Here is a 5,515-nt window from a genome sequence, read left to right as displayed (position 1 = left end):
GTGCTAAAATAACAAAGCTGTCGAAGCGGGGGAGTACCGAAAGACAAGGGGCGAAAAAAAGCACTTGACAAAGGGACGCGAACGTGATATGATAGTAAGGCACCACAAAGAGGGAGCGGACAAGTACTGACAAAGGGATTTGAAAAAAGTACTTGACAAAGCGAACGAGATGTGGTAGAATAAACGAGTTGCCGCTGAGAAGCGGGGACGCGTAATGGATCTTGAAAATTAAACAATGTAAAAGGTAAGAAGAACAAAGAAGCTTGAAAAGAATCGAACCCCGATTCAAGAGAGTGAACTGTACAGACAAGTAATGAGCGGAATGAAACTTTAAAGAAGATTAAAGCAGGTCGAAAGATCTGAGTTAATACAATGAACTAAAGAGTTTGATCCTGGCTCAGGACGAACGCTGTCGGCGCGCCTAACACATGCAAGTCGAACGAAGTTGCTTTGAATGAATTCTTCGGAAGGAATTTGATTCAACTTAGTGGCGGACGGGTGAGTAACGCGTGAGTAACCTGCCTTTCAGAGGGGGATAACGTCTGGAAACGGACGCTAATACCGCATAACATATTGGTTTCGCATGGAGCTGATATCAAAGGAGCAATCCGCTGAAAGATGGACTCGCGTCCAATTAGCTAGTTGGTGAGGTAACGGCCCACCAAGGCGACGATTGGTAGCCGGACTGAGAGGTTGAACGGCCACATTGGGACTGAGACACGGCCCAGACTCCTACGGGAGGCAGCAGTGGGGAATATTGCACAATGGGGGAAACCCTGATGCAGCGACGCCGAGTGAGGGAAGAAGGTTTTCGGATTGTAAACCTCTGTCCTTGGTGAAGATAATGACGGTAACCAAGGAGGAAGCTACGGCTAACTACGTGCCAGCAGCCGCGGTAATACGTAGGTAGCGAGCGTTGTCCGGAATTACTGGGTGTAAAGGGAGCGTAGGCGGGATTGCAAGTTGAATGTTAAATCTATGGGCTCAACCCATAGCCGCGTTCAAAACTGCAGTTCTTGAGTGAAGTAGAGGCAGGCGGAATTCCTAGTGTAGCGGTGAAATGCGTAAATATTAGGAGGAACACCAGTGGCGAAGGCGGCCTGCTGGGCTTTAACTGACGCTGAGGCTCGAAAGCGTGGGTAGCAAACAGGATTAGATACCCTGGTAGTCCACGCTGTAAACGATGATTACTAGGTGTGGGGGGACTGACCCCTTCCGTGCCGGAGTTAACACAATAAGTAATCCACCTGGGGAGTACGACCGCAAGGTTGAAACTCAAAGGAATTGACGGGGGCCCGCACAAGCAGTGGAGTATGTGGTTTAATTCGAAGCAACGCGAAGAACCTTACCAGGTCTTGACATCCGGTGCATAGCCTAGAGATAGGTGAAGCCCTTCGGGGCACCGAGACAGGTGGTGCATGGTTGTCGTCAGCTCGTGTCGTGAGATGTTGGGTTAAGTCCCGCAACGAGCGCAACCCTTACGTTTAGTTGCTACGCAAGAGCACTCTAGACGGACTGCCGTTGACAAAACGGAGGAAGGTGGGGATGACGTCAAATCATCATGCCCCTTATGACCTGGGCTACACACGTACTACAATGGCTATTAACAGAGGGAAGCAAGATGGTGACATGGAGCAAACCCCTAAAAATAGTCTCAGTTCGGATTGCAGGCTGCAACCCGCCTGCATGAAGCCGGAATTGCTAGTAATCGCGGATCAGCATGCCGCGGTGAATACGTTCCCGGGCCTTGTACACACCGCCCGTCACACCATGAGAGTTGGCAACACCCGAAGCCGATAGTCTAACCGCAAGGGGGACGTCGTCGAAGGTGGGGTTGATGATTGGGGTGAAGTCGTAACAAGGTAGCCGTATCGGAAGGTGCGGCTGGATCACCTCCTTTCTATGGAGAAATGACCAGTGAAATGGTCATAGTTCTCGGTCAGACAATAGGGGAACCTGTTGTAGGAGGCTCGTTACAAAGGTGAGACAGAGAAAGTTCTGAGCCGGATACATTGTTTAATTTTGAGGATCCATAAAGGGATCTTCAAAAAGAGAATAGAGTGGGAAGAAAGCGGCATAACCAGACCCTTGAAGAATTTGGGGGTGTAGCTCAGCTGGGAGAGCACCTGCCTTGCACGCAGGGGGTCAGGAGTTCGATCCTCCTCATCTCCACCACCTACTGAAAGGTAGGGGAATGGGAACAAGGTTGTGAAGTTTCGAAGGAAGCCGGAGATCTGACCAAAAGAATGGGCTCATAGCTCAGGTGGTTAGAGCGCACGCCTGATAAGCGTGAGGTCGGTGGTTCGAGTCCACTTGAGCCCACCAAGTTAAACTGTTTTGGTTTAACAAAAGAAGAGTAAATGGGAAGCAGGACCCGGGCGAATTACGAAGTAATTCGGCGGAGTTCATGTGGAACATGAACTCCTGGTATCTTGAAAACTGAATAATTATGAAAGCAAGAGTAATGCGAAAAAATATCAAAGCGCACATCAAAAAGGAAGAAATTCTAGAATGATGGGTAAAGATACAATTTCAAAATCTTGTTGGAGAAAGAATAGCAAAACATTATGAGAGAGAAAGCATAATGGACCAAAGAGGTCAAGCTAGAAAGGGCGCAGGGCGAATGCCTTGGCATTAGGAGCCGAAGAAGGACGTGGCAAACTACGAAAAGCTGCGGGGAGTCGTAAGCAGACATTGATCCGCAGATATCCGAATGGAGCAATCCGGTACGAGTAACGTCGTATCAACGTATACTGAATCCATAGGTATGCGTGGGGAACCGCCTGAACTGAAACATCTAAGTAGGGCGAGGAAAAGAAATCAACCGAGATTCCGCAAGTAGTGGCGAGCGAACGCGGAGAAGGCCAAACCAGAGGTAGAAATATCTTTGGGGTTGCGGACTGCATTTAAGATTGCTGAGAGTTAGCTGAAGTGCATGGGAAGGCACACCAGAGAATGTGAGAGTCATGTAAGCGAAAACTCAAGGCACTGAGCAGGATCCAGAGTACCGCGGGACACGTGAAACCCCGTGGGAAGCAGGGGGGACCACCCTCCAAGCCTAAACACTACCTAATGACCGATAGCGAAAAGTACTGTGAAGGAAAGGTGAAAAGCACCCCGGGAGGGGAGTGAAAGAGAACCTGAAACCCTGTGCCTACAAGCACATAGAGCACGTCAACGTGTGATATGGTACCTATTGTAGAATGGTCCGGCGAGTATTCGTATGTAGCAAGGTTAAGCACTTAAGGTGTGGAGCCGAAGGGAAGCCGAGTCTGAAGAGGGCGTACAGTTGCATGCGAATGACCCGAAACCGGGTGACCTATCCATGTCCAGGCTGAAGTTGGGGTAAGACCCAATGGAGGGCCGAACCGACCTCCGTTGAAAAGGCGGCGGATGAGGTGTGGATAGCGGTGAAATTCCAATCGAACCCGGATATAGCTGGTTCTCCCCGAAATAGCTTTAGGGCTAGCCTCATAATAGATTACTGGAGGTAAAGCACTGAATGGGCTAGGGGTCGAGAGATTACCGAACCCTATCAAACTCTGAATGCCAGATAATCGTTTTATGGGAGTCAGACTGTGTGAGATAAGTTTCATAGTCGAAAGGGAAAGAGCCCAGACCCACAGCTAAGGTCCCAAAGTAGATTTAAGTGGAAAAGGATGTGGAACTGCTAAAACAACCAGGATGTTGGCTTAGAAGCAGCCATACATTTAAAGAGTGCGTAATAGCTCACTGGTCGAGTGGTTCTGCGCCGAAAATTCAACGGGGCTAAAATCTACACCGAAGCTTGGGCAGTATTTTGTACTGGGTAGGGGAGCGTCGTATATTGGGCGAAGTCAGAGCGGAAGCGCTGGTGGACGATATACGAGTGAGAATGCCGGAATGAGTAGCGAGAATTATGTGAGAATCATAATGGCCGAAAGACTAAGGTTTTAGGAGGAAGGTTCGTCCGCTCCTAGTTAGCCGGGAGCTAAGGTGAGGCCGAGAGGCGTAGCCGATGCACATACGGTTGAGATTCCGTAGCCTCCGAAGGATTTAAGCAGAAGGACACTTTCAAAGGGCATGAGCCGGGCGATGGTAGACCCGGTCGTAAGGGACCGAAATTAAGTAGGGAAGCATGCTTAGAGGAAGGCGAGAAAAGTTCTGTGTATATCCGAGGAGCCCGTACCGCAAACCGACACAGGTAGTTAGGAAGAGAATTCTAAGGCCAACGGGAGAAGGGTTGTTAAGGAACTCGGCAAGTTGACCCCGTAACTTAGGGAGAAGGGGTGCTCACGAAGGTGAGCCGCAGAGAATAGGCCCAGGCGACTGTTTAGCAAAAACACAGGTCTCTGCTAAATCGAAAGATGACGTATAGGGGCTGACACCTGCCCGGTGCCGGAAGGTTAAGAGGAGGAGTGAGAGCTCTGAATTGAAGCCCCGGTAAACGGCGGCCGTAACTATAACGGTCCTAAGGTAGCGAAATTCCTTGTCAGGTAAGTTCTGACCCGCACGAATGGTGTAACGATCTGGGCACTGTCTCAACAACCCGCCCGGCGAAATTGTAGTACCGGTGAAGATGCCGGTTACCCGCGACTAGACGGAAAGACCCCATGGAGCTTTACTGTAGCTTAATGTTGGATTTTGGTATGTGATGTACAGGATAGGTGGGAGACTAGGAAGCATAGGCGTCAGCTTATGTGGAGTCAACCTTGGGATACCACTCTTTATGTACTGAAATTCTAACCTGCGGCCATGAATCTGGTCGGGGGACATCGTTAGGTGGGCAGTTTGACTGGGGCGGTCGCCTCCAAAAGAGTAACGGAGGCGCTCAAAGGTTCGCTCAGCATGGACGGAAACCATGCTCTTGAGTGTAAACGCAAAAGCGAGCCTAACTGCGAGACTGACGGGTCGAGCAGTAACGAAAGTTGGAGTTAGTGATCCGGCGGTATGAGAGTGGAATTGCCGTCGCTCAACGGATAAAAGCTACCCTGGGGATAACAGGCTGATCTCCCCCAAGAGTCCACATCGACGGGGAGGTTTGGCACCTCGATGTCGGCTCATCGCATCCTGGGGCTGTATTCGGTCCCAAGGGTTTGGCTGTTCGCCAATTAAAGCGGTACGCGAGCTGGGTTCAGAACGTCGTGAGACAGTTCGGTCCCTATCTGTCGTGGGCGCAGGATATTTGAGAGGAGCTGTCCCTAGTACGAGAGGACCGGGATGGACGCACCTCTGGTGCACCAGTTGTCAGGCCTACTGGCACAGCTGGGCAGCTATGTGCGGAACGGATAAACGCTGAAGGCATCTAAGCGTGAAGCCGACCTCAAGATAAGATATCCCACTGAGTTAATCAGGTAAGACCCCTTGAAGACTACGAGGTAGATAGGCTCAAAGTGTAAGCGTGGCGACACGTTCAGCTAGCGAGTACTAATCGGTCGAGGGCTTGACCTCAAATTATGCGAGGCTCAAGTGATGAATGCTACTTTTTCTCAGATTCATAATTATTCGGTTTTGAGGATACCATTTCCTCTGAAAA

At 50.1% G+C, this 5,515-nt stretch carries 2 tRNA genes and 2 rRNA genes; all 4 read left to right on the top strand.

Features of this window, described 5'->3' with window-relative positions:
- Window positions 1-374 precede the first annotated feature (374 nt).
- The 4 genes from CIB36_RS00020 (at window position 375) to CIB36_RS00005 (ending at window position 5,430) form a co-directional block, all read left to right on the top strand.
- Window positions 375-1,900 (top strand): 16S ribosomal RNA (locus CIB36_RS00020).
- A gap of 199 nt (window positions 1,901-2,099) precedes the next feature.
- Window positions 2,100-2,175 (top strand) — tRNA-Ala (locus tag CIB36_RS00015).
- A 73-nt stretch (window positions 2,176-2,248) separates the two neighbouring features.
- Window positions 2,249-2,325, top strand: a tRNA-Ile gene (locus CIB36_RS00010).
- A 271-nt stretch (window positions 2,326-2,596) separates the two neighbouring features.
- Window positions 2,597-5,430 (top strand): 23S ribosomal RNA (locus CIB36_RS00005).
- Together the 16S and 23S rRNA genes with 2 tRNA genes alongside form the textbook arrangement of a ribosomal RNA operon.
- Window positions 5,431-5,515 lie beyond the last annotated feature (85 nt).

The organism is Massiliimalia timonensis (genome assembly GCF_900186585.1).
Classification (GTDB): Bacteria; Bacillota; Clostridia; order Oscillospirales; family Ruminococcaceae; genus Massiliimalia; species Massiliimalia timonensis.
This window is presented reverse-complemented; position numbering and strand designations above follow the sequence as displayed.